The 26,274-nt window shown below is 70.6% G+C and carries 25 protein-coding genes, 1 tRNA gene, 1 pseudogene and 1 riboswitch; of the genes and pseudogenes, 6 read left to right on the top strand and 21 right to left on the bottom strand.

All coding sequences use genetic code 11. The features are described from left to right. Positions 1–362 precede the first annotated feature (362 nt). The 9 genes from STSP_RS20245 to STSP_RS37315 all read right to left on the bottom strand — a co-directional run bounded on the left by STSP_RS20245 (position 363) and on the right by STSP_RS37315 (position 6,557). Positions 363–436: transfer RNA gene (locus tag STSP_RS20245), tRNA-Pro, on the bottom strand. A 265-nt stretch (positions 437–701) separates the two neighbouring features. Beyond that, positions 702–1,061: an MmcQ/YjbR family DNA-binding protein gene (locus STSP_RS20250; protein ID WP_067279914.1), complete on the bottom strand. Its 360-nt coding sequence runs from the start codon at positions 1,059–1,061 to the stop codon at positions 702–704. A 78-nt stretch (positions 1,062–1,139) separates the two neighbouring features. Continuing rightward, complete coding sequence (locus tag STSP_RS20255; RefSeq protein WP_067279917.1) at positions 1,140–1,694, bottom strand: GNAT family N-acetyltransferase; 555 nt, start codon at positions 1,692–1,694, stop codon at positions 1,140–1,142. After that, positions 1,691–2,275: a helix-turn-helix domain-containing protein gene (locus tag STSP_RS20260; RefSeq protein ID WP_067279920.1), complete on the bottom strand. Its 585-nt coding sequence runs from the start codon at positions 2,273–2,275 to the stop codon at positions 1,691–1,693. Before STSP_RS20260 ends, STSP_RS20255 begins: the two co-directional genes overlap by 4 nt. Before the next feature lie 85 nt (positions 2,276–2,360). Then, complete coding sequence (locus tag STSP_RS20265; protein ID WP_067279922.1) at positions 2,361–3,002, bottom strand: GAF domain-containing protein; 642 nt, start codon at positions 3,000–3,002, stop codon at positions 2,361–2,363. Beyond that, positions 2,999–3,607 carry a GTP-binding protein gene (locus tag STSP_RS20270; protein ID WP_067279925.1) on the bottom strand — a complete coding sequence of 203 codons (609 nt, stop codon included), beginning with the start codon at positions 3,605–3,607 and terminating at the stop codon, positions 2,999–3,001. Before STSP_RS20270 ends, STSP_RS20265 begins: the two co-directional genes overlap by 4 nt. After that, positions 3,585–3,956, bottom strand: coding sequence for a DUF742 domain-containing protein (locus STSP_RS20275; protein ID WP_067279928.1), 372 nt, complete (start codon positions 3,954–3,956; stop codon positions 3,585–3,587). The genes STSP_RS20270 and STSP_RS20275 overlap by 23 nt, the downstream gene beginning before the upstream one ends. Before the next feature lie 2 nt (positions 3,957–3,958). After that, positions 3,959–4,393, bottom strand: coding sequence for a roadblock/LC7 domain-containing protein (locus STSP_RS20280; protein ID WP_067279931.1), 435 nt, complete (start codon positions 4,391–4,393; stop codon positions 3,959–3,961). A 97-nt stretch (positions 4,394–4,490) separates the two neighbouring features. Then, positions 4,491–6,557 (bottom strand): sensor histidine kinase, encoded by a 2,067-nt coding sequence (locus STSP_RS37315; protein WP_078067350.1) that lies wholly within the window; start codon positions 6,555–6,557, stop codon positions 4,491–4,493. 392 nt (positions 6,558–6,949) lie between these two features. Between STSP_RS37315 and STSP_RS20290 the strand changes: the two genes are divergently transcribed. After that, positions 6,950–7,768 carry an SAM-dependent methyltransferase gene (locus STSP_RS20290; RefSeq protein WP_067279934.1) on the top strand — a complete coding sequence of 273 codons (819 nt, stop codon included), beginning with the start codon at positions 6,950–6,952 and terminating at the stop codon, positions 7,766–7,768. 136 nt (positions 7,769–7,904) lie between these two features. On the opposite strand, the gene STSP_RS20295 is transcribed toward STSP_RS20290, so the two are convergent. Continuing rightward, complete coding sequence (locus tag STSP_RS20295; RefSeq protein ID WP_067279936.1) at positions 7,905–8,882, bottom strand: TauD/TfdA dioxygenase family protein; 978 nt, start codon at positions 8,880–8,882, stop codon at positions 7,905–7,907. A 446-nt stretch (positions 8,883–9,328) separates the two neighbouring features. On the opposite strand from STSP_RS20295, the gene STSP_RS20300 reads away from it, so the two are divergent. Beyond that, positions 9,329–11,506, top strand: a complete 2,178-nt coding sequence (locus tag STSP_RS20300; protein WP_078067351.1) for an arylsulfatase — start codon at positions 9,329–9,331, stop codon at positions 11,504–11,506. A 122-nt stretch (positions 11,507–11,628) separates the two neighbouring features. On the opposite strand, the gene STSP_RS20305 is transcribed toward STSP_RS20300, so the two are convergent. Beyond that, a complete protein-coding gene (locus tag STSP_RS20305; RefSeq protein ID WP_078067352.1) occupies positions 11,629–12,108 on the bottom strand; it encodes an NlpC/P60 family protein in 480 nt (159 codons plus the stop codon). Between the two features lie 128 nt (positions 12,109–12,236). Further along, positions 12,237–12,444, top strand: a riboswitch (cobalamin riboswitch). Positions 12,445–12,472: 28 nt separating this feature from the next. Here STSP_RS20305 and nicT point away from each other — a divergent pair. Next, a complete protein-coding gene (gene nicT / locus STSP_RS20310; protein ID WP_067280168.1) occupies positions 12,473–13,564 on the top strand; it encodes a Nickel transporter NicT in 1,092 nt (363 codons plus the stop codon). Between the two features lie 251 nt (positions 13,565–13,815). Then, entirely contained in the window at positions 13,816–15,360 is a 1,545-nt protein-coding gene (locus STSP_RS20315; protein WP_067279938.1) for a serine/threonine-protein kinase, read from the top strand. Between the two features lie 49 nt (positions 15,361–15,409). Here STSP_RS20315 and STSP_RS20320 read toward each other — a convergent pair whose 3' ends face one another. The 4 genes from STSP_RS20320 to STSP_RS20335 form a co-directional block, all read right to left on the bottom strand. Beyond that, a complete protein-coding gene (locus STSP_RS20320) occupies positions 15,410–15,838 on the bottom strand; it encodes a DUF6223 family protein (RefSeq protein WP_067279941.1) in 429 nt (142 codons plus the stop codon). Positions 15,839–16,072: 234 nt separating this feature from the next. Further along, positions 16,073–16,480 carry a hypothetical protein gene (locus STSP_RS20325; RefSeq protein WP_067279943.1) on the bottom strand — a complete coding sequence of 136 codons (408 nt, stop codon included), beginning with the start codon at positions 16,478–16,480 and terminating at the stop codon, positions 16,073–16,075. Positions 16,481–16,539: 59 nt separating this feature from the next. Continuing rightward, positions 16,540–17,436, bottom strand: a complete 897-nt coding sequence (locus STSP_RS20330) for an RNA polymerase sigma-70 factor (RefSeq protein ID WP_067279945.1) — start codon at positions 17,434–17,436, stop codon at positions 16,540–16,542. A 133-nt stretch (positions 17,437–17,569) separates the two neighbouring features. Next, a complete protein-coding gene (locus STSP_RS20335) occupies positions 17,570–18,799 on the bottom strand; it encodes an NAD(P)/FAD-dependent oxidoreductase (RefSeq protein WP_067280170.1) in 1,230 nt (409 codons plus the stop codon). A gap of 355 nt (positions 18,800–19,154) precedes the next feature. Between STSP_RS20335 and STSP_RS20340 the strand changes: the two genes are divergently transcribed. Both STSP_RS20340 and STSP_RS20345 read left to right on the top strand, forming a co-directional pair. Beyond that, positions 19,155–20,087 (top strand): alpha/beta hydrolase, encoded by a 933-nt coding sequence (locus STSP_RS20340; protein ID WP_067279947.1) that lies wholly within the window; start codon positions 19,155–19,157, stop codon positions 20,085–20,087. A gap of 16 nt (positions 20,088–20,103) precedes the next feature. Continuing rightward, on the top strand, positions 20,104–20,832 hold the full coding sequence (locus STSP_RS20345; protein WP_067279949.1) for a helix-turn-helix transcriptional regulator: 729 nt from the start codon (positions 20,104–20,106) through the stop codon (positions 20,830–20,832). Between the two features lie 586 nt (positions 20,833–21,418). Here STSP_RS20345 and STSP_RS20355 read toward each other — a convergent pair. From STSP_RS20355 to STSP_RS20380, 6 genes and pseudogenes are all read right to left on the bottom strand, one after another. Continuing rightward, a pseudogene (locus tag STSP_RS20355) lies at positions 21,419–21,730 on the bottom strand (epoxide hydrolase); the annotation flags it as partial. Further along, positions 21,724–21,906, bottom strand: coding sequence for a hypothetical protein (locus STSP_RS39710; protein WP_067279954.1), 183 nt, complete (start codon positions 21,904–21,906; stop codon positions 21,724–21,726). The gene STSP_RS39710 and the pseudogene STSP_RS20355, both read right to left, overlap by 7 nt. Before the next feature lie 64 nt (positions 21,907–21,970). Then, positions 21,971–23,392, bottom strand: coding sequence for a PepSY-associated TM helix domain-containing protein (locus tag STSP_RS20365; RefSeq protein WP_067279957.1), 1,422 nt, complete (start codon positions 23,390–23,392; stop codon positions 21,971–21,973). A 171-nt stretch (positions 23,393–23,563) separates the two neighbouring features. Then, entirely contained in the window at positions 23,564–24,328 is a 765-nt protein-coding gene (locus STSP_RS20370) for a hypothetical protein (protein ID WP_078067353.1), read from the bottom strand. Between the two features lie 195 nt (positions 24,329–24,523). Further along, the gene (locus STSP_RS20375; protein WP_067279959.1) at positions 24,524–24,943 is read right to left on the bottom strand and encodes a VOC family protein; all 420 of its coding nucleotides are present in this window, start codon (positions 24,941–24,943) and stop codon (positions 24,524–24,526) included. A 215-nt stretch (positions 24,944–25,158) separates the two neighbouring features. Further along, positions 25,159–26,190 carry a LacI family DNA-binding transcriptional regulator gene (locus STSP_RS20380; protein WP_067279961.1) on the bottom strand — a complete coding sequence of 344 codons (1,032 nt, stop codon included), beginning with the start codon at positions 26,188–26,190 and terminating at the stop codon, positions 25,159–25,161. Positions 26,191–26,274: the final 84 nt, after the last annotated feature.

Below are 26,274 nucleotides of genomic sequence, written 5' to 3' on the forward strand. Positions count from 1 at the left end.
CGCCAGTCGTGCGGCGCTGGCGGCCCGCTGCCTGGCCGGTGTGGGACCGCTACGGGCACGACGAGCCGTGGCGGCGTGCCCACCGAGGCTCCGGCCGGTATCCGGAGGACTCGCTGTGGGAGGCATCAGCACCCCTGCTACATCCCCCTCTGGCGCAGAGCAGCCGACAACTGCGGGGCAACTGCGTTCAATGTTCTTGACCGGATCGGGCGACGGCCGGTCAACATCAATTGACGCCGCCGACGGCGACTGGGAGCGATGGGAGCACGGGGAGCAGAAGAGGGCTCCCAATCCGTTCCCAAACATGCGTGAGGGACCCTCCGAAGAGGGCCCCTCACCTGCGGAAATATCCGACATCTCTGTCGGGACGACAGGATTTGAACCTGCGACCCCTTGACCCCCAGTCAAGTGCGCTACCAAGCTGCGCCACGTCCCGGTGCTCGTATGACCTGGGGTTTCCCCTGGCCGAACGCGCACGGAAACCATACCGCACTCCGGCCCGTGGTCGCTCACGGCTTTTCGTCTTGATGACATGCCGACGGCTGCCGCCAGGCCCTTTGCAGGTCGCATGACCTGCGCATCCGGGCCGGTCGGGGGCGTAGGCCAGTCGGGGGTGTGGAGGCGAACGTACGGGGGCGGCGGAAGCGTCGCGGCAGCCCCTGCCGCGTGTCGGTCGGAGAGCCGGCAGACCCTGCCGCGTGTCAGTCGGCAGCCGGCAGCCCCAGCTCCGGGTGCGCCTCGAGGAGACGGCTCGGTGCGGCCTGGCGCCAGGAGTCGGCGAGGATGTCGTGCAGCTCGCCGTCGTCCTCGAGCGCGGCGAGCCGCACACGGACCCATGCGAAGCCTGCCTCGTGGTCGGCGATCCAGAACTTGTCGGGCTCCGCGAGGACCAGCTCGTCGCGCTCCTCCTTGGGGCAGCGGACCGCGATGGACGTCTCGTCCTCCGGCAGGGTGGCGAACATCTTTCCGGCTACGCGGAAGGTGGGCATCCCCCAGGCGATCTTCTCCGTCGTATCCGGCAGTGAGAGGGCGATGCGGCGTACGTCGTCTGCGTCTGGCATGACACGAACCGTAGCCAACGCCACTGACACTCCTCGCCGGAAAGCGTTGTCCCCCACACCCCGCGTCGGCGAGGGTCCTCACCTGCCGGGCCCCACCGCCTCGAGCCCCACGTGCTTGTAGAACAGCGTCGTCGGATGCAGGGTCCCGGACGGGTCCGTCGCGAAGTCCGGGATCACACCGGCCTGGGTCCAGCCGGCCGTGCGGTACAGGGACTCGGCGGGGCTGGCCGTCTGGGTGTCGAGGATCATCAGGGTCACGCCGGCGGCGGCCGCGGCGTGTTCCGCTGCGGTCAGCAGGGTGCGGCCGAGCCCGCGGCCGCGTGCCGTGCGGTGCACCATCAGCTTGTTGATCTCGGCACGGTGGCGGCCGTTGGGCTTGTCCGCGAAGGCGATGCTGACCGTTCCGATCACGCGGTCCCCGTCCCGCGCGGTCCAGACGGCGAGGCGGTCGTCCGCTACCGCGGGGGCCAGGCTCCGCCACCACTCGGCGGCCTCATCCGGGCTGAAGGGCACCAGGAATCCCAGTGAGGAGCCGTCGGCCACGACGTCGCTGAGGAGATCACCCAGGGTGTCCGCCGCGGCCAGGAGTTCCGTCGCCGACAGCCGCTGTATCCGCGTTCGAATCCGCGTCATGGCGCCACCACCACCAGCGCGTACCGAACCGCTTTCGGCCCGGGGCAGTGGAAACGGGTCGGCCCCCACACCCGGAACCGCAGGCAGTCACCGCTGTTCAGGATGTGCTCGTCGCCCTCCGTGGTGAGGTGCAGCGTCCCGTCGAGGACCCAGACGTGCTGCTCCAGACCCGGCACGGAAGGACGGTCGTACGCGATGTCCGCACCTGCCTCAAGGCGGCCCTCGACGATCTCGCCGCGCAGGCCCGCGAGTGGCGGCGACACCGACCTTCGTACGAATCCGGAGGCGCTGTCCGTCCACACTGCCTGGTCGGCCGCGCGCACCACCTGGGCCGGTTCGGTCTCCACCTCGCTCAGCAGCTGGGACATGGTGCGCTCGTAGACGGCGCAGATTCGGTTGAGGACGGACGCCGTGGGGCTGATCTCCGCGCGCTCCGCACGGGACAGGGTCGAGCGGCTGATTCCGGTGCGTTCCGCCAGTTCGCCCAGCGACCAGCCTCGTTCGGCACGCAGTTCCGCAAGGCGCGCCGCCAGCCGGACGTCGACCGGATCGGCGTCGAGCACCGTCATGTCCTGTTTCATATCAGGGATGCTATCCCATATTTGAAACGCCGCCGGCGACCTGGCCACCACGTAAGGAGGCGATCAGGCGGTCACGTACCGCTGCTCACGTGCCGGTGCCCTCCCGCCGCAGGAGCTGTTCGGTCAGCTCCGCCGCCATCGCCTTGATCGTCTCGAGGCCGGGCCTTCCCCAGGGCCGCGGCTCTGTGTCCACGACGCACACGGTGCCGAGTGCGATGCCGGTGCGGTCGATGAGCGGGGCGCCCATGTACGAACGGATCCCGATCTCGTCGACGACCGGGTTCCCGGCGAACCGCGGAAAGTCGCAGACATCCTCCAGAACTAGCGCCTTGCGTCGGACGACCACATGGGGGCAGTACCCATGGTCCCGGGCCATATAGCGGTTCACACCATGCGCCTCAGGCACCCGGGGTGTCCGATGTACCCCGGCCTGGCCGCCAATTCCGGCCTGGCCGCCGATACCGGCACCGGCCTGCCCGCCGATACCGGCCTGCCCGGCGCCGCGCACGTGCAGCCCCGCGAAGAACTGGCGGTTCTCGTCGATGAAGTTGACCATGGCGTACGGCGCCCCGGTCACCTCGGCCAGCCTGTCCGCGAAGGCGTCGAGCGCGGGTTCGGGCCGCTCCCCCAGGCCGAGGGCGCGTAGCCGCTGCATGCGCGCAGGAGCCTCGGTGTCGACGGGCGTCAACAGGAGCGGGGCCGCGGAGGCGGGCGGGTGGTACCTCATGTGTGGGCTCCGTGGGCTCCGTGGCTGTGCGCGTGGGAGGGGGCGTGGGCCAGCAGATGCCTGACGAGGGTGAGCAGGGTCTGGATGGCGGAGCTGGAGATCCGCGCGTCGCACCGCACGATCGGCACACGCGGATCGAGGTCTATCGCTGCCCGCACTTCCTCGGGGTCATAGCGGTACCCGCCGTCGAAGTCGTTGAGCGCGAGGATGAACCCCAGGCCGCGCTCCTCGAAGAAGTCGACGGCCGGGAAGCAGTCCTGCAGCCGCCGGGTGTCGGCGAGGATCACCGCCCCGAGGGCACCCTCGGAGAGCTCGTCCCACATGAACCAGAACCGCTCCTGCCCGGGCGTGCCGAAGAGGTAGAGGATGTGCTGCGGGTCGAGGGTGATCCGCCCGAAGTCCATCGCGACGGTCGTCTCGACCTTGTTCTCGATGCCCTCCAGACTGTCGGTCGCCGCGCTGACCGTGGTGAGCAGCTCCTCCGTACTGAGCGGCGCGATTTCGCTGACCGCGCCCACGAAGGTCGTCTTGCCGACCCCGAACCCGCCCGCGACGAGGATCTTCAGCGCCGTCGGGAAGGGGTCAGAGCTGTCGTCGTAGTCCATCGAGCACTCTCTCAAGGAGGGACCGGTCAGTGGGGTTGTGGTGGAAGGCGGGGGGCTTGGTGGTGAGCGCCCCGCAGTCGACGAGGTCGGAGAGCAGCACCTTCGTGACGGCTGCGGGAAGCCTCAGATGCGCGGCGATCTCCGCGACCGAGAGCGGGCCCCTGCACAGGTCGAGGACCTGTCGGTGTTCGGGTCCGAGATAGCCGAGGGCCTTGGCTCCGGTGGCCATGACCTGCGACAGCAGATCCAGAGCCGCGGTCGGACGGGTCCGGCCGTTGCTGACCGTGTAGGGGCGGACGAGCCGTCCGGCCGCCCCGTCCAGCCACGGCCCGTCCTGCGGCGCCGCCACGCTCAAGGCCTCATCGCCGACGGATCGGCGACGGGCTGCCGGGGTGCTGTCACGAGATACGGACGGACGCTCTTGACCAGCATCGCCATCTCGTATCCGAGCACGGCCGCGTCGGCCTCGCGCCCGGCGAGTACGGCCAGGCAGGTGCCGGAGCCGGCGGTGGTGACGAACAGCAGCGTGGAGTCGAGCTCCACGACGACCTGGCGCACCTCCCCGCCGTCTCCGAACCGGACGCCCGCGCTGCGGCCCAGCGAGTAGAGGCCCGACGCGAGGGCGGCCATATGGTCCGCGCTGTCCGGGTCGAGGCCGTGGACGGACTTCACGAGTCCGTCGGAGGAGAGCAGCACGGCGCTTCGGGTGTGCGGCACGCGCTGGACGAGGCCGCTCATCAGCCAGTCGAGATCGGAAACTTGACCGGTCGGCACATCGCTCGCCATGGGGGGATCGACTCCTTGGGGTTGTACGAAGGTCTGCGGGCGCGGGGGTTGCGGGACATGTGTGCGGGACATGTGGGGGCACGGAGGGGTGGGCGCGTCAGCCGGGCGGTTCGTCCGCGTCGTGCCGGGCGCTGGGACGGTCGTCGGGTGCCCGATCGCCTGCCTGGTCACGTGCGTACTGCGCTTCGGCCAGGCCGATGCCGCGTCGGAACGCGGCCACGAGGCCCGGATCATGACAGACGTGCTCCTCATTGCGGCGAGGGACCGGCCCTTCCCGGAGCTGCGGCACGAGGTGCTGCTGAGCGCGCCGCTTGGGAAGCTGGGGCGGCCGGTCCGTGGTGGTGCGCACCGCTTCCGAACGGGGAGTGAGCAGGGTCGACGCATGTTCCGCCGGGACCTGCCTGTCCTCAGGCCGGATGCCGGGCAGGGCTTCGGCGATGCTCGGGCGGTTCTTCCGGGCTCCGCGGACGGGCAGGGGCGCGAGGCCTCTGCCCTTCGCGGGCTGAGCGGGAGGTGCGGCAGGCTGAGTGGTCGTCGTGGCGGCCGGTGCGATGGCCGGGCGAGCCAGTGTTCCGTTGGTGGAGACCATCGACGGCGCGGCTGCCCCGTCGGGCGACGGATTGGCTGTCCCGTCGGGCGACGGCGTGGGTCGGGGAGCGGTCCCGTCGGGCTGCTGCGGCAGGCTCCGCGACCAGGGCTGCAACGCGGCGTGCTGGGGCGGTGTCGGTTCCTGAGGCCCTGCCGGTTCCGGAGGCCCTGCCGGTTGCGGTTGCCCCTGCCGTTGCCGGGGGACGGCGATGCGCGTGCCGTGCGGCGCCGGGGCCTCGGCTACGGTGACCCGCTGCCGCCCCTGCGCATCCACCACGTCGCCGTCGCCGGTGCCGCGGTTCTCCGACGGCTGCGGCGCGCTGGGCGCGACGTGTCCCTGGATGCCACGCGCCTCCGGCTGGCCCGGCTCCGCGCCGAGCAGCTCCTGCGGTACGACGATGACGGCCTGGACGCCGCCGTAGATGTTGGTCCCGAGGCGTACCGCGATGCCGTGCCTGCGGGCCAGTTGGGAGACCACGAACAGGCCGATCCGTCCGTCCTGGAGGAGGCTCGCGACGTTGACCTGGTCCGGGTCGGCGAGGAGGGCGTTCAGCTTGTTCTGCTCGGTGACGGGCATGCCGAGGCCGCGGTCCTCGACCTCGACGGCAAGGCCGGTGGTGACCTTGCCCACGCGCAGCAGCACCTGGGTGCCCGGAGCGGAGAACGCGGTGGCGTTCTCGACGAGTTCGGCCAGCAGGTGGATGACGTCGGCGACGGCGTGCCCGCGCAGCGTGCCGTCGATGGGGGGCACGAGCTTGACGCGCGAGTACTGCTCGACCTCCGCGATGGCCGAGCGCAGGACCTCGGTCATGGAGACGGGGTTGGTCCACTGGCGGCGGGAGACCGCGCCGCCGAGCACGGCGAGGTTCTCCGCGTGCCGGCGGGTGCGGGTGGCGAGATGGTCGACGTGGAAGAGCCGCTTGAGCAGTTCGGGGTCCTCGACCTCGTGCTCCAGGTCGTCGAGGATGGTGATCTCGCGGTGCACGAGCGACTGGAGTCGCCGCGCGAGATTGACGAAGACCTCGACCTTCTGCTCGCTTCCGGCCTGGCTGGAGAGCTGGGCAGCCTTGACCACGGAGGCCACGGCCACGTCGTGGGTGCGGGAGAGTTCGTCGGCGAGCTGGGCGAAGTCGTCGCCCTTCGGGGCGGCCTGGGCAGGCGCCCGACGAACCGGCGGCGGCCCGTCCCCCCTGCGGAGCGCCTCCACGACGTCGCGCAGTTCGGACTGGCTTCGGGCGGCTGCGCGGCGCAGGACGCCGACGCTGTCGCGGACGGTCCTCGCTGCACGATTCGCCGCGACGGCGGCGATCACGACGCCTGCGAGCGTGACCCCGACGGCTCCGGAGAGCACGGCCCACAGCGTGGGGCTCGGCGCGGCACCCGTCGACCGGACGGTGAACAGCACGGCCGCGCACGCGCTCAGGGCGACCGCGACGGGAGGCAGTACCGCGATGCGCAGCAACTGCGGCCGTATGGGCGTCTCGGGCAGGTGCGGCACGGTACGGCCGCCCGGATTGCCGTGCCGCCCGCCTTCACGGCGGTCTGCACGTGCGGCCGGTGCACGAAGGTGAGACATCAGCGTCCTAGTACGAATGCTTCGAGTGCGTCGGTGTGCTTCGGGGTGCGGGGAGGTGCTTCGGGGTGCGGGGAGGTGCTTCGCGTTGCTTCGGGGTACGTCGGAGTGGGCCGTGGTGCGCCTGCGGGCTCCGGCGTGCGGCGCGACTCAGGCATGCGGCATCGCAGTGCCGTGCGTGACCCGGGGAGGGCCCTGCGTCGCGCGACGAACACTGACGGTAGTCGCCAACTCATCATGTGCACCGGGCAGTTGACAAACCCAGGCGAGCAACGTCCCGCTCTGGTATGACGCTTCGTGCGACAGTACGAAATTCATTGCGGACTGGTGTTCGCCCCACCGCACCAGTCCGCCCGGGGCTGACCCCTCTGACCTCTGCCGAGAGAACGGTGCCCATGACCGACCACGCGACCACGCCCGGACCGGCGGCGAACCAGAAGATCGACACCTCGGTGCCGCACTCGGCCCGTATCTGGAACCACTGGCTGGGCGGCAAGGACAACTACCCCGTCGACCAGGAGGCCGGCGACGCGTACAGCGCCGTCTTCCCCGGCATCGTGACCATCGCCCGCAGCAGCCGCGCGTTCCTGCGGCGCAGCATCCACTACCTGGTCGCTGAGGCGGGTGTGCGGCAGTTCCTGGATGTGGGGTCCGGCCTGCCGACCGTGGACAACACGCACGAGGTCGCTCAGCGGACCGCGCCGGACGCCAGGATCGTCTACGTCGACAACGACCCGCTGGTGCTCGCGCACGCCCGTGACCTGCTCGGTTCCACCCCGCAGGGTGCGACCGCCTATGTGGACGCCAGTCTGTACGAGCCGGAACGCATCCTGGCGGCCGCCGCCGGGACGCTGGACCTCACGCGTCCGACGGCTCTGATCCTCAGCGGCATCCTGGGCCATGTCGCGGACTACGATCAGGCACGTTCTCTCGTCCGCCGGCTGATGGACGGTCTGCCGCCGGGCAGCTATCTGTCCGTCAACGACGGTTCGCGGGGCACCGACCCGGCATACGAGCAGGCCCAGGACGGCTACAACGAGACGGGCGCGGTCCCTTACTTCCTACGGCCTGTGGCGGAGATCGCGGCGTTCTTCGACGGCTTGGAACTCGTGGAGCCAGGAGTCGTCTCGGTCCCCATGTGGCGGCCGGAGGAGTCGTCGTCTGGCGAACCGGTGCCGATCGGCCAGCACGGCGGGCTCGGCCGTAAGCCCTGACCTCGCCGGCCGCGCGGTCGCTCCATGAGCGCACGGGCCACAGGCGGTGACCGGGCGGTCATGGCGATGGGCGGGCGGGACCGAGCCGTGCCGCTCGGTCCCGCCCGCCAGTGACACTCTTCGGATCAGGCCTTACTCAGGCCTCCGCGAGCACTCCGTCGGTGGAGGCGCCCGAGGCGATCCCGTACTCCGGCTCCGGCACCGACTCAGGGGCGAGCAGCACCGAGCGGCGGCCGTCCACGCCGACCGGGACGTCTCCGTCGATGGTGACGCGGCGCAGGGTGCGCTCGTGGTCGTCGGAGTCGTCCACGCCGTAGTGCTGCGTCGCGCGGTTGTCCCAGATGGCGACGTCGCCCGCGCGCCACTGCCAGCGGACCGTGTTCTCCGGGCGCTCGACGTGCGACTGCAGCACGTCGATCAGCGCGCGGGAGTCCTGGCGGTTGAAGCCGGTGAGCTTCTGGAGGAAGTTGCCGAGGATCAGCGTGCGTTCGCCGGTCTCCGGGTGGACGCGCACCACGGGGTGCTCGGTCTGGAACGTGACGGAGGTGAACACCTTCCGGTGCTGCTCCAGTGCCTCGGACGGGGCGTCCGGGCGGACGGCCGCGTAGTCGTAGTCGTTGGTGTGCACACCGCGCAGGCTGTCGGCCAGCACGCGCAGCGGCTCCGGCAGTTCGGCGTAGGCGGCCGCGGTGTTGGACCACAGAGTGTTGCCGCCGTAGGGCGGGATCACCTCGGCGCGGAGGATGGAGAAGGCGGGGTACGCGGGCACGAAGGTGACGTCGGTGTGCCACTGGTTGGCCCGGCCGCCGTGGTCGTTGTCGATGCCGAGGGCGTAGCGGCCGTCGACGGAGGGCACGGTCGGATGGGCGACCGGGGTGCCGAGGAGACGGGCGAAGGCCTCGTGGCTGTCGGCATCGAGGTGCTGCTGGTCGCGGAAGAAGACGACCTTGTGCTCGAGGATGGCGGCGCGGATCGCGGACACGGTGGCCTCGTCCAGGTCGCCGCCGAGACGGACTCCGGAGATCACGGCGCCGATGCGGCCGCCGACCTTCTCGACGGTGAGAGCGGTGTTCGCCGTCGCAGGTGCGGCGGGTGCAGCGGGTGCGGATGTCATTGGAAGGGGTCCCTTCGCCAGAGCGACTGTTAGTTGCTGTCGGAGCGGAAGCAAATCGATGCAGGTGAAACCACGCCGGTGTACGACCGGTGTACGCAATGAGGGCCGACGTACGAGAGGAATCACGACCGCACGGAAAGCGGTGCGACACGGGCGCGGCCGCTGGAAGACGCGGCTGTCAGCGGTGCCGACACGCCGCCGAGGCGAGGTGCCCCAGATCGACGTGGAGCCGCGTCACGAGAGGTGTCGTCGCGGTCATGTCCAAGAGCATGGCCACCGCTCCGGAACGGGGTCAAGGCTCCTCCGGTCCGCTTCACGACTCTGCAATGCGCCCGACATCGTCGCCGTGGCCCGTGCCACCACCGGTCGCCAAACTCCCGGCGCACACGGCATCTTGGAGCCCCTCACCCTGACACCCCTGACCCTTGACACAACGAAGGACCACCATGCCGACCCCTCTCCCCCACAGCGCGCGAACCTCCGGTGACGGCCGCCGGGAGGCCAACGCCGCGTCCGTCCTCAGAGCCGTGCTCGACCACGGCCAGCCGCTCTGCTCCCCCTCCCGCGCCGCCCTGCTGACCGGCTGCAACCCGAACCGCGTCGGCTACGCCATGGTCGCCAACGCCGACCCTGGATTCCCCGGTTACGGCATGGAGATCGCGGACGACATCCCCACGCTGGCCGAGACGCTGCGCGACGCCGGGTACGCGACGTACGCGGTCGGCAAGTGGCACCTGGCCCGCGACTCGTCCTCCAGCGCCGCCGCCGACCGCGCCAACTGGCCGCTGCAGAAGGGATTCGACCAGTACTACGGGGTGCTGGAGGGGCTGACCAACCTCTTCCACCCGCACCAGCTGGTCCGGGACAACTCGCCGCTGGACATCGACGAGTTCCCGGAGGGCTACTACTACACCGACGACATCACCGACCAGGCCATCTCCATGGTGAAATCGCTGCGCGCCCACGACCCGGACAAGCCCTTCTTCCTCTACCTGGCCCACAACGCCGTACACGCCCCGCTGCAGGCGAAGCCGGCCGACATCGAGCGCCACCGGGGCCGCTACGACGGTGGCTGGGACGAACTGCGCCGGGCCCGCTTCGCCAAGCAGAAGGCGGACGGTCTCTTCCCCGAGGAGACGGAACTGCCCGCACGCAACGCCGAGGACGGCCTGGACGTGGCCGCGTGGGACGACGTCACCGCGGACGAACAGCGGCTCTACGCCCGCTACATGGAGGTGTACGCGGCGATGGTCGACAACGTCGACCAGAACCTCGGCCGCCTGGTGGACACCCTGGACGCGCTCGGTGAACTGGACAACACCATCATCGTCTTCACCTCCGACAACGGCGGCAGCGGTGAGGGCGGCGCCGAGGGCAGCCGCAGCTATCTCAGTCGCTTCGCCCACCATCCGCGGCTGCCGGAGGACTGGCCTGCGGACGTGGACCGCGACCCGGAACTGATCGGCGGGCCGCGCAGCCTGGTGCACTACCCGCGCGGCTGGGCCATGGCGTCCAACACGCCGTTCCGCCTCTACAAGCGACACACGTACGCGGGCGGTGTGCGCGTGCCGTTCCTGATCTCCTGGCCACAGGGCCTGCACCGCTCCCCCGACGACGACGGCCTCCGCCACCAGTACCAGTACGCCACCGACATCGCGCCGACGCTGCTGGAGCTGGCCGGGATCGAGCGACCGGGCCACCGCCGTGGAATCCCCGTCCAGGAACAGGACGGCAGCAGCTTCGCCCCCGTCCTCACGGACCCCTCGGCCGACAGCACCCACCCCGAGCAGTACTGCGAGATGACCGGCAACCGCAGCTACTACCGCGACGGCCACAAGCTGGTCACCCTGCACCGTCCGGGGGCGCCGTACGACGACTCCGAATGGGCCCTGTACGACATCCGCACCGACCCCACCGAGATCCACGACCTCGCAAGCAGCCGCCCGGACCTGGTGAAGGAGCTGGCCGCCGCCTGGGAGGAGGCCGCCTGGCGCAACGGCGTCTTCCCGCTCCCCGACGCCTCAGGGGCACTCGCCCTGCGCGGCCCGGCGGAAGCGAGACTCTCCCGCCCGGTCACCCTGCTCCCCGGCACACCCGAGCTGGAGCGCTACCGCTCCTCACGGCTGATCGCCTTCCGCTCCTTCACGATCACGCTCGAACTGGAGTCGTACGAGGAGGGCGACAGCGGCGTCCTGGTGTCGCACGGCGACCAGGGCGGCGGGTACAGCCTGTACGTCGAGGAGGGGCGGCTGCACTTCGCGTACAACGAGTACGGGGCGCTGCGTGATACGGACGCGGGCCCGCTGCAGCCGGGCACCCGCACGATCCTGCTGGCGGCGACCGCCGAGCCGGGTCTGCGCTGGCGCTTCGGGCTCACGGTCGACGGGGACGAGCGCGCCGCGCCCGACCCGGTCCACCAGCTGATCGGCATGGCCCCGTTCCAGGGCATCAGTGTCGGCGTGGACCGCAAATCGCCGGTTTCCTGGCCGGTGCACGAACGGCACGGCGTGTTCCGCTACACCGGCGCCTTGCGCTCGGTCACCTACCGCCCGGGCGCCCCGGGCCCGGACTCTCCGGAGGCGGTGGCCCGGGCCCTGCACGACGCGGCGGCGGCGTTCGAGTGACACCCAGCGCGGACCACAGGACGGCACGCCCGGCGGCGCCCGTTCCGCAGCGACGTCTGCGGCTGGGGCTGCGACTGGGCCTGCTCCGGGACACCGTCGGGGCGTTCGTGCATCGGTTTCCGTCAGCCGACTCCGTCGCGCTGCGGGCTCGCGCGGCCACTGCCACGTCTGCGGCCTCGACGGGTGGTCGGTGCCGCGATCACGCGCTTGATGCCGATCAAGACGTGGTAGCGCTCCCGTTCGGCGAACTCGGTCATCGTCCAGACTGCCGGGCGTCCGGTCTCCGCACACAGGTGCAGGACCTGTCCCCCGCCCGCCCAGACCCCGACGTGAGCGCCGTAAGCATCGTCCGTGGCGTTGAACAGCAGCAGGTCCAGTGGCTGCGCCTCCGCAACGCGGATGGTGGCTTGCGTATCGCTCCACAGGTCGCTCGACCGCAGATCGGGCGGCGCCAGGCCGAAGTGCCGGAGCACCTCGTACGCGAACAGCTGGCAGTTCGCGCCCGCCGCCAGGCCAGGCCGACGCGCCACGGCCGACGACCCCGGAAAGCGGGAGCCCACGTAGGGGACGCTCCAGAACGAGGCAGGCAGTCGGTCGAGCACGAGGCCATCCTCCCAAGAAGCCCTCCCAAGTCCTCCCAGGAAGTCTCGCAAGAAGTCCTCTTAGAAGGCCGGATGTGATCTTGCCTACCTGCGCAGGTGTGCAGCTATGCAGGAATGGACGGCCGCGCCTACGGTTGTGGGGCCGTGGTGTTCGGGAAGACCGGTGAAAGCCCTGTGGAGTTCGCGGGGCTCAGGCCGGAGCGGCCCTCGCCACTGTGATCGGGGAGTTTCCGTCCCAGTTGAGCACGGTCACTGTTCGCCGCCAGGCGGATGGGAAGGCCGGGACGGACACGGCGACCCGTCAGCCAGGAGACCGGCCACGGCATCTCACGAACTGATCCACGAGGTGCTGGAGCGTGACCGCATGACCCTGCCCACCGGGCCCACCGCTTTTCACTGGCGGCGCGAGGACACCGTCCGCACCGCCGGACTTCTGGCGGTGATCGCCGCCCTCCACGTCGTCGCCTTCGGGGTGCTGTTCCTGCTCGTCGTGCCGGAGCACTACGAGGTCGGCTCCACCGTGTTCGGTATCGGGCTCGGCGTGACCGCTTACACGCTGGGCATGCGGCACGCCTTCGACGCCGATCACATCGCCGCGATCGACAACACCACCCGCAAGCTGATGGCCGACGGCAAGCGGCCCGTGTCGGTGGGCTTCTGGTTCGCGCTCGGCCACTCCAGCGTGGTCGTCGTCATGGCTGCCCTGGTCGCCGGCGGCGCACAGCTCGCCGGCACGCTGCTGAACGACGACTCCCGCACCCACCAGGTCCTCGGCATCGTCGGCACGACCGTCTCCGGAACCTTCCTCTACCTCATCGCCGCGCTCAACCTCGTGGCGCTCGTCGGCATCCTGCGGGTTTTCCGGGCGATGCGCTCCGGTACGTACGACGAGACAGAGCTCGAACAGCACCTGGACTCACGGGGGTTCATGAACCGCCTCCTGGGCCGCTTCACCAAGTCGATCACACGTCCCGGGCAGATGTTCCCGCTGGGCTTCCTCTTCGGACTGGGCTTCGACACCGCCACCGAGGTCACCCTGATGGTGATGGCGGGCAGCGGCGCCGCGGCCGGACTTCCCTGGTACGCGATCCTCTGCCTTCCGCTGCTGTTCGCCGCAGGAATGAGCCTGTTCGACACCCTCGACGGCACGTTCATGAACTTCGCCTACCAGTGGGCCTTCTCCCACCCTGTACGCAAGGTGTTCTACAACCTCACCATCACCGGCCTGTCCATCGCGGTCGCCTTCCTCATCGGCACGATCGAACTGGTCGGCGTGGTGCACGAGAAGCTCGACCTGCGCGACGCCGTGACCGGCTGGATCGCCGGACTCGACCTGGACAACGTCGGGTTCATCATCGTCGGACTGTTCGTCGTCGTGTGGGCCGCGGCACTCGCGTACTGGCGGCTGGCCAAAGTGGAGCAGCGGTGGGCGGTCCGCTCGGTCGGGGGCAGCTGACGTCGGCACAGAAACGAACCGGCGGCCCGCTACGAGCGACCGGCGGACGGGCTCCGATCCGGGCCATCGTGGACGGTCGTGGACGAACTCTGCGGCTTATCGCGCCATCTCCCCACGAGTGCTCGAAGACTGACAGAATCGCACTCTCTGTTCCGGATGGGATGGGGCTTGCCGGGTGAGGCTGGACGGGTATCTGTTCAAGGCTCGGGTCAGGGGCTTGTCAGGGGCTTCAGTTGGCGAGGGAGGCGGGGATGGAGGAACTGAGGCCGGGCGATCCGAGGATCGTGGGGCCGTTCCAGTTGCTGGGCCGTCTGGGTACCGGTGGCATGGGCCGGGTCTTCCTGGGGCGTTCGGCGCAGGGCCGGACCGTGGCGGTGAAGCTCGTTCACCCCGAGCTCGCGGTGGATCCGGAGTTCCGGCAGAGGTTCCGGCGGGAGGTGCAGGCGGCCCGCCGAGTCGTCGGGGAATGGACTGCCGCGGTGGTGGCAGCGGACACGGAAGCCGCGGTTCCGTGGGCGGCCACGGCCTACATCCCCGCGCTGTCCCTGCAGGAGGCGGTGCAGCGGCACGGGTGCCTGCCGGAGGAGACCGTGTGGGCCTTGGCCTTCGGGCTGGCGCGGGCCCTCGAGACGATCCACGGCTGCGGGCTGGTGCACCGGGACCTGAAACCGTCGAACGTGCTGCTCGGCCTGGACGGGCCTCGAGTGATCGACTTCGGGATCGCGCGCGCGATGGACGGCGACGGACTCACCCGCACCGGGATGGTGGTGGGAACCCCCGGTTTCATCTCCCCTGAGCAGGTGAACGGGGAGCCGGCCACGGGCGCCAGTGACGTCTTCTGTCTCGGCTCGGTCCTCGTGTTCGCCGCCACCGGGCGCTCTCCGTTTCCCGCCACGGGAGGTGGAGTCGCGGCGGGACTGCTCGCTGTGGTCTCGCGGCCGCCCAGCCTCGACGGCCTGAGCGGGCCACTCCGCGATGTCGCGGAGGCATGCCTCGCCCAGGAAGCGGCCCGGCGCCCCCTCCCCGAGCGCATCGCGGAGATGGCCGAGTCCGCCGGGTACGACCGCTCGCGCCCTTGGCTGCCACCGGAGCTCCTCGACCACCTCGGCCGGCAAGCGGCCCGCCTGCTCGAGGTGGAAACGCCCCCTCCGACAGCACTGGACCAGGCTGCGCGGCAGCCTAGTCCGGACTGGCCGACCCAGACTGCCGCCCCACGGCCTTCCGCTCCGGCCGGCCCGCCCCCGCCGTCTCCGCATCCGTCGCCGTCGCCGTCGCCGCATTGGGGTCCCGTCCCGACCTCGCCCAGCAGCCTCCCGACGACACGGCGGGTACGAAAGTGGCCTCTCTTTCTCGCAGCAGCCGCCCTTGTCCTCGTAGGCGCCCTGGCCCCGAGGATGCTGACTGACACATCCGAGAAGACCGAAGGAACCGCAACCCCCGGGCCGACGACTTCGGCCGTCTCCGCCAGCCCGCAGTCCGCGTTCCGCTACCCGGGCACCTGGCGAGGAACCGTGACGCAGGGAGACAGCAATCACTATCCCGTGAAGGCCGTGTACAAGGGCGGCAAGGTCGGGGACGTCGTCGCCACGGTCGACTATCCGACCCTGGAGTGCAGTGGCCGTTGGGTGCTCATCTCCCAGTCCGACAAGGGCTTGGCGGTGAAGGAGCAGATCACCGAAGGCAGATCCAACTGCAGTGACGTGGTGGAGATCAACCTCACGCCGTCAACGGACGGGACCCTCGGCTACGCCTTCGCGGACTGGGAGGAGGGCCAGGCCACGCTTCGACGGGACTGACCTGCGCGCCAATGGGGGCTGGGCCTTGCACCGAGGATTCGTGATGAGATCAGCGGGTTCGGCGGGAACGGGAGCTGGCCAGCCAGCCGAGGGTGACCGCGATCAGGCCCAGGAGCATGGCGAAGTAGGCGCCGCCGAGCCCGTTGCCGGTGCCGAGACCGCCGTCGGCGGTGGCCGCGACCTTGCCGCCGACGGCCATGGCGATCAGACCCGCCGCGAGAGCCGTGACAGCTCCGTTCCGCCGGGCCCAGGTGACGATGTGTCCCTGCCTGGTGGGGTGGGCCAGGGCCAGGCCGCCGCCCACCGCGCCGAGGAGGCCGACCAGTGCCGAAAGGGAGGCCCCGACCCGGCCGACGCTCACGGTGTAGACGCTTGCGGCGACCGGCTGGACCGAGGGGTCCGCGGCGGCCGGTTCGACGAACGCGAAACCGCCGATCAGGACGGCAGCGGCCACGGCAAACACGGATCGAACGGACATGAGGTGTCCTGCCTTTCTCGACATGGTTCTGAACTGGTCATTCTTGAGACCGCGGGCCCCAATGGCCCGGGCATGGCTGCGCATCACGACTTGGTCGCTGCCGCAGGGCGACGCCGGCGAGGACGGTCCGAGTGCACCGGGCATCTGGGCCCGGCCGGCCGTTGCTGAGGCGGCTCTCGTGACCGTTTGGTCCACCGTCGAGATCGCCACCCACAGCGGTTCACCAGGCGGCGGCTACGACCTGGCAGCGGGGCGCAACGGCAAGCGCGGGGACAGTGCCTGGACCAGGGCCAGGGTGCTGAGGGCGAACATCACCACGCCCAAGGGGACATGGAACGAAGGCACGTGCGCGATGCCCAGCGCGACCTGCGCCGATGCGAGGAGGAGGAAGCCGGTGGCGTACAGGATGGGGCGCGGGGATCCGCCGCCTGGACGCCAGGCCAGGATCGTGGCGAGCACGTACAGCATGGCGGCTGCGTACATCACCTTCGATCCGACGTCGTGCATCAGATAGCCGTGGGACGAGGTCAGCAGCATGCCGGCGGTGACCGCCTGGAAGAAGAGGGTCAGGGTCTGCAGGGCTATCGCGGTCTTGAGGAAGGTGAGGCCGCGCGGCGCAGCGGCCGTCATCTGTCTGGTCATGGTGTGGTCCCCCTCTTGTGGTGTGCGGCAATAGACGGGTGCTGTCCGAGCCGTTGGCGTCAGCGCAGGGTGAGCGGGGTCTCGGAGGTGACGCGGGTCAGCTTCTCGGGGTTGCGGACGAAGTAGAGGCCGGTGATGCGGGCGTCCTCGACACGGACGGCCATGACGCCGTCGAGCTCGCCGTCGCGGTGTACGGCGAGTGCTGGGCTGCCGTTGACCACGGTGGGCTCCCAGGTGATCGTGGCCTCGACCTTGGCGGAGCCGCCGACGTAGAAGCGGACGACCTTCTCGGCGCCGATGACGGGCCTGAGCGCGGCGCGCTTGACGCCGCCGCCGTCGCTGAGCAGAACGACATCGGGGGCGAGTACGTCGAGGAGGTCCTGCGGGTTCCCCGTCTCAAGTGCGCGCTGGAAGGACTCCAGGGCCGCCCGGGTCTCACTCGGGGAGGCCGTCCTGCGAGGGCGGCGGGCGTCGACGTGCCCACGGGCGCGGTGCGCTATCTGCCGTACGGCCGCCGGGGTCTTGCCGACGGCCTCGGCGATCTCGTCGTAGTCGACCTCGAAGACCTCACGCAGCACGAACACCGCCCGCTCGGTCGGGGAAAGGCTTTCCAGGACGAGCATCATCGCCATCGACATGCTCTCGGCGAGTTCCATGTCCTCGGCCACATCCGGCGTGGTGACCAGCGGCTCGGGCAGCCACTGGCCGACGTACGCCTCGCGGCGGCGCTTCATGGTGCGCAGCCGATTGAGCGCCTGCCGGGTCGTGATCCGCACCAGGTACGCCCGCTGGTCGCTCACCTGTCCCAGGTCGACGTTGACCCAGCGTAGCCAGGTCTCCTGGAGGACGTCTTCGGCGTCGGCCGCCGATCCGAGCATCTCGTAGGCGACGGTGAACAGCAGGTTGCGGTGGGCGACGAACGCTTCGGTCGCCAGGTCGGTGGTGTGGTCGGTCATCTCTCGGTCCCTCTCCCTCGATTGCCTGGTCAGACTGCCCGGCCCTGCGATGGCCGACGCCCCGCCGCGCTTGGCCTGCAGCAGTTGCCGGCGGTGGTCGCCCTTGGCCAGGTGTGCACGACGACATCGGTTCTCAGCCATGGGCGGCTGCTTCGTCCTCCCGGTGTCGGACCGTCTTCTCGGCGGACAGATCCGGCGCGGCGGCCAGGCGGCGCTTGCGCTTGGGCAGGCCGAAGGTCGGGTGCGAGGTGGCCCACAGCGACATCGTGAGGATGCCGGCCTTGATCCGCGCGGCGTTCCGGCCGCTCACATACTTCGGCTTTGCCTGCGCTTCGTCGTCGACCATCTGCAGGATCCCGTCCCGCCGTCCCAGGCTGATGTGGTTGCCCACGTACTCCAGCTTGGTGTTGGCGATCTTGCGGCCCGTCAGGCGTCCCACGATCGCGGCTGTGGCCTGCCGGCCGGTGTAGCCGGCCGAAGCACAGGACATCGGCAGCGGCCGGCCGTTGTCGCCGATGGCGTAGGCACTGTCGCCGACGGCGTAGACGTTCGGGTGCGAGAGCGACCGCATGGTGCGATCGACGACGATCCGACCGTCCTCGGTGACCTGAAGCCCGCCGGCGGCGGCGATGGGGCTGACGGCGAACCCGGCCGTCCACACGGTCGCGTCGGACGCCAGGGCGGTGCCGTCGGCGCGCAACACCCGCGTCGCTTCGACGGCTTCGGCACTGGTGTGCTCCAGGACGGTGATGCCCAGCCGGTCGCAGGCCTGGCGCAGGTGGCTGCGGGCTCCGGCGGAGAGCCGGGCGCCAAGCTCGCCTCGGGCGACCAGCGCCACCGACAGACCGGGCCGGGACTCGGCGATCTCAGTGGCGGTCTCGATGCCGGTCAACCCGTCGCCGATGACCAGCACACTCCCGCCTTCGCCCCGCCTGCCCAGGCTGTCCAGGCGCTCGCGCAGGCGCAGCGCTGAGGCCCGGCCGGTGACGTCGAAGGCGTGCTCGGCCACGCCGGGGACGCCGTGGTCGGCGACGTGGCTGCCGAGCGCGTAGACGAGCGTGTCGTAGCCGAGCTCGCCGCCGCCGTCGGCGCCGGCCACGGCGACGACCTGGCGCTCGGGGTGGACAGCGGTGACACGCGCCAGGCACAGCCGTATCCCCGTGCCCGCGAAGACGTCGGCGAGCTGTGGAGCCTCGATCTCCTGGCCGGCCGCGAACTGGTGCAGCCGCAGCCGCTGGACGAAGTCCGGCTCGGCGTTGACCACGGTGATCTCGGTGTCCGCCGGGGACAGCCGGCGGGCCAGGGTCCCGGCCACGTAGGCCCCGGCATAGCCGGCGCCGAGGACGACGATGCGGTGCTTCATGGGTTCGCTCCGGTCGGCTCGCTTGCTCCGGGTGAGTTGAGTGGAACGGCGCCCCGATTGCTGACGGGAACTGACACCTGCGTATCCGCTGTCGATCACGACCGCCTCGATCTTCTCGGTCATGCTGTCTCCTCTGTCTCAACGGGTTCGGCCTCAAGACACCGCGTGCCTCATCGTTGTGACAGCCTGTGAGACAGATCACTCCACAGGTGTGGGCTCGGCACGCGAAGTCCCCACCACCTCGCATGGCGTTGAGCGGTCAGGACGTCGGGCGCATTGGAGGGAGAGGGATGTGATGCAGTTCACGGGGAAAAGGTGACAGGGTGTTGTCGCAGACAGCTGTGACTGTCGACGCATGACGATCACAGATGAGGACTGCCTCGCCGAGACCCTGGCATTCAACGCCCGGTTAAAGGCTACTGCCGCGAGCCGTCCACCTCGTGGGCAAGCGCCGAATGCAGACGTGCTGGCGCTTCTGCGGCGCAACCGGCTCGGTGGCGACACGCCACCAGTGCGACTGCCGCAGGGCCAGGACCGCGTCGTCGCGGGCGGGGTGAAGGTCCGGGCGTTCGTGCCGGATGACGTCGACGGCGTGTACCTGCACATACACGGCGGCGGCTGGGCGTTCGGCTCTGCGGACGGGCAGGACGAGAAGCTGTGGCGGCTTGCCGTGGAAGCCCGGCTGGCCGTGATGAGCGTGGATTACCGCCTGGCACCGGAGCACCCGTTCCCCGCCGGACCCGACGACTGCGAAGCGGCCGCCCGGTGGCTGGTGGACCACGCCGAGGCCGAGTTCGGCACACAACGGCTGTTGATCGGGGGCGAGTCGGCCGGTGCGCACCTGAGCGTCCTGACCCTGCTACGGCTTCGCGACCGGCACGGCATCACCGGCACGTTCCGCGCGGCCCACCTGGCCTTCGGCCCGTACGACCTGTCGATGACACCGAGCCAGCGGCTGTTCGGCTCTCGGCGGTTGCTGAGCAACTCCGACTCGGTGCGGGGAAGTTATGAGCTCTTCACGCCGGGAATGGGGCCGGAGGAGCGCCGCGACCCGGAGGTCTCGCCGCTGTACGCCGATCTGACCGGCCTGCCGTCCGCCCGGATCGTCGTCGGCGCTCAAGATCCGCTGCTGGACGACTCGCTCTTCCTGGCCCAGCGGTGGCAGGTGGCCGGGGCGCCCGTGCAACTCGGCGTCGTCGCGGGGGCGATGCACGGCTTCACCCTGTTCCCGTTGACCATCACCGCACGCGAACAGCAGCGGGAGCGGGACTTCCTGGCCGGCGCGTGACGGTAGCGTCGGCCCCATGAACCGCACTCCTCGGCTCTACGCACTGGTGGAAGAGTTGCGCGCGGCGGCGCCACGATCGTTGACGGTCGCCGCGCTCGCCGCGCGGTTCGAGGTGAGCACGCGGACGGTGCAGCGCGATCTCCAGGCGCTGATGGAGGCGGGTGCCCCAGTGCGCTTCACAACCGGGCGGGGCGGCGGCTGGTCGATCGACCCGGCGATGACCCTCCCGCCGATCCGTTTCACCGCCGAAGAGGCCGCGGCGCTGGTCGCCGCGCTCGCCGTCGCCGACGCCTCCGCCCTCTACGCCGGCGCGGTCCGTACGGCGTCCCGGAAGATCGCGGCCTCGATGACCGGCCCCGCCTCGACGGCGGCCCGGCAACTGGCCGCCCGGATCGTCGCGCTGCCGACGCGGACCGTGGAGTCGGTCCGGACGGCGGTGGAGCAGGCTCTCACCGATAGCACGGTGCTGCGGCTGTCCTACGTCGACGCGGCCGGGCAGGAGAGCGACCGCGCCGTTGAACCGGCCGGACTGCTCACCGCCGACGGCAAGTGGTACCTCATCGCCTGGTGCCGCACGAGGCAGGCCGGTCGAGGCTTCCGACTGGACCGGATCACCGCCGCGGCTCCGACCGGTGAGCAGGCGCGACCCCATGACCTGGCCGATCTGCTGCTCGGCTCGGCCGCCGCCAGCGCGGTGCAGCCCACCGCGCTGGCTTCACTCACAGACAGTGCGCCGGCGTCGTAAGGGTCGAATCCCGTGTCGTCCACCAGGCGCATGGCCACGCGCCTGGCTTCCTCGGAATCGCCGGCGACCGGGATGGCGATGCGGCCCGGCGTACCCGCTGGGTATTTCCGCTCACCCACGAAGCCGATCGGTTTCCGTCCAATGTGCACCGATCGGTTTCCAAGCGGCAAGCGCCCGGAGGAAGGCGTTCGCAGCCGTTGGTCTCAACCAGCGTCGATCTGCTCGGCGAGCCAGTCGGCGTGTGGCCGCGCGGTGCAGGTCGTGGATCCCGTGTCCCGGGGGTTCAGGGCCCGCCAGGCACCGAGACCGAGTCGAGTGGGCGGGCACGAAGTCGTGCCGCATGGGGCTGGGCCAGGCATCGACCGGCGTGCGCGCGGCCACCAAATCAGCAGCACCGGCAGGCGTTCGCGGTCGTCCTGGCGGACGAGACCGGTGTGTGCCGCCTGGCGCAGGACTTCGCGTACGCGTGCGTCGGAGAAGGCAGGGATGTCCTCACCCGGATAGGGGTGCAGGACCGGGGCGTGGATGCCATACCGAAGTCCGCCGATCTTCATGCCCCGGTGGAGGTCGATGGGGAGGGGGTCGTTCAGGGCCTGCGGCCGTGGAAGGTGCGGCGTAGGTCGCTCACCCAGGCGTCGGGGTTCTCCCAGGGGATGAAGTGGCCGCCGTGGTCGTGGGCGTTGACGTTGACGTGGTTGAACCAATCGGCCTGCGGGCCGGTCTTGAACGCCCGGACGCGCTCGTCGGCGGTGTGGATGCCGGGCGGGTTCTCGTACGTGACGAAGGTGAGGCCGACCGGGGCCTGCACGACCGGGGTGCGGTCGTGCGCGGGGGGCCAGGGGTAGCGGTTGGCGTTGGCGTAGTAACGCATCTACGTGGCGATGGAGTTGTTCACCCAGCGGAGGGGTAACGGTGAGCGGAGGCGTGGGTGTGGTCGGCGCGCCAGGGATCGATCTGCTGCGGGTGGAGCCAGGCGAGCCAGTCGGCGATGTCCTGGCCGTGGTGGATGGGGATGGTGCCCTGTATGGCGCGGGCTGTGCCGTCGCGTAGCGGGCGTCCGTAGCCGCGGTCCACAGCGCGCGCATCGCGGCACTTCCTGGCGGGGCGACGCACGACGCGTGCGCCGCCCCGCCAGGGGTCAGGCGGCCGGCGTGTAGACCCGCTTCCCGCGCCGGTACGCGATCTCGCCGAGCACGATGTCCACGGCGAGGAAGGCGGCCAGCGGGATACCGAGGAGCGGCACGAAGTAGCCCAGTACCGCGATCGCCGCCACGAGCGGGACGAGCACGTACGGCGGAACGTGCTGCCAGGCGCCGCGCGGCAGCGGGCGGCCGAAGGCGGAGCCGCGGCCGCGTTGCCACCACATGCGGTAGCCCCACACGATCAGCAGGATCAGGCAGAAGGCGAGTGCGGCCAGCGCGAGTTGGTTGACGATGCCGAACAGCACGCCGGTGTGGGCGTCGATGCCCCAACGGGTCAGCTTGGCGAGCAGCGGATAGTCGTCGAACCGCAGGGTGTCGGTGACCTTGCCGGTCGCCGGGTCGACGGCGACCGAGTCCTGCTTCTCGGGCCAGCTGCGCTGGATCTGCTTCACGACGTACGCGGACGAGGCGTCGACGGGCGGGACGATCTCCACCGGATTCGACAGGCCCTCGGCGCGGGCGGCCTTCAGGACGGCGTCCAGGCCGATGCCGGTACCGGTGGTGCCCTGCGTGCCGCCCGCCGTTCCGCCGCCGTGCTCTGCGTGCTCGCCTCCGGCGGCGACGTCGGCGGTCACCGTGGGCGTGGTCTGGCCGAGGGCGGTCCGCAGGTCGTCGATGTTCGCCCCGGCGTAGGCGGACCAGGTCAGGCCCGTGGCCGACAGGAAGAACAGCCCTGCCGCGGCCCACACGCCCACCGAGCCGTGAACGGTGAGCGTGCGCCTGCGGCCGGTCGTACCGCGCACCGTGCGCTGGGCCCGGCGCCTCCCGAACCACAGCACCAGGCCGCCGCCGGCGATCACCCACAGCCAGCTGGCGGCGAGTTCGCTGTACAGGCGGCCCGGTTCGCCCAAATGCAGATCACGGTGGAGGTCGTCGATCCAGGTGCGCAGCGGCAGCGCGCCGGTGGCTCCGTACTGCTCCAGCGCGCCGCGGACCTCGCCCGTGTACGGGTTCACGAAGACGGCGAGCGTGTGGTCGGGGTCCACGCCTTTCACTCCGGACAGCAGGACGCGCGTCGTCGCGCCGTCCTCCGGTGAAGGCCTCACCGCACTGATGGCGCCCTCGGGATGTGCCGCGCGGGCCGCGGCGACCTGCTCCGAGATCGGCAGCTCGCTCTTGCCGACGGGGACGCGCAGTTCGTGCGCATACACGATCTTCTCGGCCTGGAACGAGAAGGCGTAGAGGAAACCCGTCGCGGCCGCGACGAGCAGGAACGGCGCGACGAGCACACCCGCATAGAAGTGCAGGCGCAGAACCAACGGGCGCAGCGACGCCCAGGCGGACCGGTCGGGGGAGGGCAGTGCCTCCGGGGCCTCCTGGCTGTCTCCCGACATGCGGGATGCCGATGTGACGGACATGGTCTGATCTCCTGAATCCGAAGGCGGTCGTCCGGGTGCGGACCGACGGCACACGAGGGCGCGGCGATCCGCGATCCGGCGAAACGGGGAAGCGGCCGTGGCGCCTGTGCGGGCGCACGGCCAGGGCCCGAGGCGCGGCAAGGGCCGGCGGCCTCGGGATGCCGGCTGTCGTCAGGCGACAGCGGTCCCCGGAGGTGGCCCCCGAGAGGTGATCGCGTGGACGAGAAGGAGCTGCCCCAGCGACCGCTCGGTGCGGCGGCGGCGGACATGGAGGCGCGGGCGGTGCGGCGGTACGGGCAGGGCAAGCAGCAGCCTCAACGGCGCGGCCAGCCATCCGGCCACGGCCCGCAGGATGCGGAACGCGGCGCGCTCTCCGTACGCGAGCCACAGCCCGCACAGCAGCGCGGCCAGCAGGTGGGCGGCGAGCATGCCGAACGACGACGAGCCGCCACCCGTCGCGGCTCCTGCGTGATCCATGTGGCCCACGCCCATGTGGCCCACGCCCATGTGGCCCAGGCCCATGGAGTCCCTGGGCATCGAGCCCATGTCCATGGTCGTGGCCATGGCGCCCATGCCCATGGTCTCGGGGCCCATGTCGTGCCGCATGGAACCCATGTGCATGGACCCCACGCGCATGGACGCCATGTCTCCGGATGCCGAGCCGCTCGCTGTTCCCGCAGCCGCGGACTGGGCGAGCGAGAACGCCCAGTGCAGGGCCGTCTGCGCGGCGACCACGACCGAGACGGTCAGCGAAAGCCCCCGCTCACGTCCCGCCAGGCACCAGCCCAGGGCACCGGTCGCGGCAACGCCGACGGCCATCGCCCACGCGGGCACCGGGTTTCCGGACATCATGACGTGCCCCAGGGCGGCGAGCAGCACACAGACGGCCGCGAACATCGCGGCCCGCACTGTGCGAGCACACCACCCAGCAGTCATGGCGCCTCATCCTCGCATCCGGATGTCGGTCGTCTCGCATGAGTACGCGCGTGGCCCGGCACCGCACTCAACCCGACGCACGCGATCCAGAACACGGCAGCACATGGGAACTTACCCAAGCCCTGGGTGACGGCATGCCACATGCAGCTGGGGCCTTCCACGATGACTCGATGGAGGGCCCCGACCTCGAATCCGTCACGCCGTGGTGGTGTTGGACCAGTCCCGCGTGCACAGCACCAGACGGTAACCATCGGGATCCTCGACCGTGACGCCCCACGTGTTCCAGTACGGATTGGGCGACTGCACCCGCGTGCCTCCATGCGCCTGGAGGCGGGCCACCAACTCGTCGGGAACCGGCTGGTCCAGATAGATCACGAGCAGATCCTCCGCGGTCGGCTGCGGAGCGACGGGGTGGGCCGGGTCGCGGACGAGTTCGAGGTGCCAGGACGCTTCGGCATGGCCGAGCATGAGGAGATCGTGTTCGCCGGACACGCCGCCCGACTCGGCGCGATACAGCACACTCAGTCCCACACCTCTCGTCCAGAACCGCTCCGCCGCGGCAAGATCGCGAGACGGGCGGGCGATGCGTATGCGGCTGTCACCGGCAAACGGCACGAGGTTCTCCCTTCAACGCGGCACGCGCGACTGCGGACCGCGCTCCGGACGGTAACCTCCGGGAATCCAGCGCCACATCGGGCTCCAGCCCTCGTCCCTGCGACCGACGCGACCTCTGTGGCGTGGTCGCGGTCGACGCACAGCGACCGTCACTTCGCACCGGAACCCGCGCGTCCAGGAGGCGACCCCCGGCTGACGGCACTACGGCAGGTGCGTCAGGCGGGCTCCGCAGTGGTGCCGCGGACGATGAGGCGCGGGGTGAGGACGACCTCGCGCGGCTCGGTGCGTCCCTGGTCGAGGCGTTCGACGGCGGCGGTCACCGCGTACCGGGCCTGTTCCCGGGCGCTCTGGCTGACGGTGGTCAGGTTGAAGCAGCTCAGGCGGGAGAGCGTGTCGTCGTCGTACCCGACGACGGACACCTCGCCCGGGACGGCCACGCCGGCGCGGGCGAGGGCGGCTAGGACGCCGATGGCGCACTGGTCGTTGAAGGCGACGACGGCGGTGGGCAGGTCGCCGCCATCGAGGACATGGCGGGCAGCGCGTTCGCCGGCTGATTCGGTGTGGTCGCCGTGCAGGACCCGGATGTGGTCGTCGAGGCCGTGGCGGCGCATGGCCGTGCGGTAGCCGCGGCGCCGGTCCGTGGCGATGACGCCCCTGCCGCCGTCGACGTACGTGATCGCGCGGTGGCCGAGGCCGACCAGGTGGTCGACGATCTGGCCCACTCCGTCGTCGTCCGCGGTGCGTACGACGTCGAGGCCGGTGTCGACGATCCGGCGGCCGACGGCGATCACGGGTGCCTTGCGGTCGAAGGCGGCGAGCGTGTCGGCGGGGGCGGTCGGGCCGAGCAGGATCAGCGCCTCGCTGCGGAAGGCCAGCAGCGTCTCGACAGCGGTGTGCTCGTCGCGGGTGCGGGTGAGCGTGCTCAGGACGAGGTCGTAGCCGACCTCCTCGGCGGCCGTGTGCAGGTGCTCGACCAGTTCGGCGTGGAACGGACTGTGGATGTCGACCATGACGCCGAGCAGCCGGGTACGCCTGCTGGCCAGCAGGCTGGCGGTGCGGTCCACCTGGTAGCCGAGGTCGGCGGCGGCTTTCAGGACACGTTGCCGGGTGCGTTCGCTGGGCCCGGGCACCCCACGCAGGACCAGGGACACCGAGGCCGTGGACAGCCCCACCCGGGCGGCCACGTCCTCCAGCCGGGGGCGCTTGTTCGTGCCGTTCCGGTGACGTGCGGAACCGTCATCGTCCACGTGTGCCTCCCCGCGGCAATCTCCTCGCGTGACCCCTTGACACGTTCGCGAGGCGACCCGATAGTACCAGGACTTAAAGCGCTT

This window comes from Streptomyces jeddahensis (assembly GCF_001642995.1).
Lineage (GTDB): Bacteria > Actinomycetota > Actinomycetes > Streptomycetales > Streptomycetaceae > Streptomyces > Streptomyces jeddahensis.